Source organism: Bacillus sp. mrc49, assembly GCF_002803435.1.
Genome location: NZ_PHNG01000498.1, coordinates 1 through 1,096 on the forward strand (window position 1 = coordinate 1; position 1,096 = coordinate 1,096).

Here is a 1,096-nt window from a genome sequence, read left to right on the forward strand (position 1 = left end):
AGCTGTTCCGCGGTACGCGGCTGCTGGGTCAGGTTCTGACGCGAGAAAATCAGCGTGGTCGGGCCGTCGTTGCGCTCGATGCCGTACTGCCAGGCAATCGCCGATTCCACCTGGTCACACGGACGCCAGGTGCTCATGTTCGGGGTCACGCGCAGGCTGGCAATCTGCTCAACCGGCTGGTGCGTCGGGCCGTCTTCGCCCAGACCGATGGAGTCATGGGTGTAGACGAACACGTTGCGGATTTTCATCAGCGCCGCCATGCGCACCGCGTTACGGGCGTATTCCACGAACATCAGGAAGGTCGCGGAGTACGGCAGGAAGCCGCCGTGCAGCGCGATGCCGTTGGTGATGGCGGTCATGCCGAACTCGCGCACGCCGTAGTGGATGTAGTTACCCGCCGGGTCTACGTTCAGCGCCTTGGAGCCGGACCACATGGTCAGGTTGCTTGGCGCCAGGTCAGCGGAGCCGCCGAGGAACTCAGGCAGTACTTTGCCGAAGGCTTCCAGCGCGTTCTGCGAGGCCTTGCGGCTGGCGATGTTGGCCGGGTTGGCCTGCAGCTGCTCGACGAAGGCTTTGGCGTCGGCTTTCCAGCTGGCCGGCAGTTCGCCGTTCATGCGGCGTTTGAACTCGGCAGCCAGTTCCGGGAAGGCCTTGGCGTAGGCAGCGAACCTGTCGTTCCAGGCCGCTTCTTTCGCCTTGCCGGCTTCTTTGGCGTCCCACTGGGCATAGATGTCCTGCGGGATTTCGAAGGCGGCGTATTTCCAGCCCAGGGCTTCGCGGGTAGCGGCCACTTCGGCAGCGCCCAGCGCAGCACCGTGCACGTCGTGGGTACCGGCCTTGTTCGGGGAGCCGAAGCCAATCACGGTTTTGCACATCAGCAGGGACGGCTTGTCGGTGACCTTGCGGGCTTCTTCAATCGCGGCCTTGATGGCGTCAGGGTTGTGACCGTCCACGTGACGCACCACGTGCCAGCCGTAAGCTTCAAAGCGCTCGGCGGTGTTGTCGGTGAACCAGCCTTCCACGTGACCGTCGATGGAGATGCCGTTGTCATCGTAGAACGCGGTCAGTTTGCCGAGCTTGAGGGTACCGGCCAGGG

The 1,096-nt window shown here is 63.7% G+C and carries 1 pseudogene; it reads right to left on the reverse strand.

Annotation, left to right across the window (positions count from 1 at the left end):
* Positions 1-1,096 (reverse strand): annotated as a pseudogene (locus CVN76_RS04765) (transketolase); the annotation flags it as partial.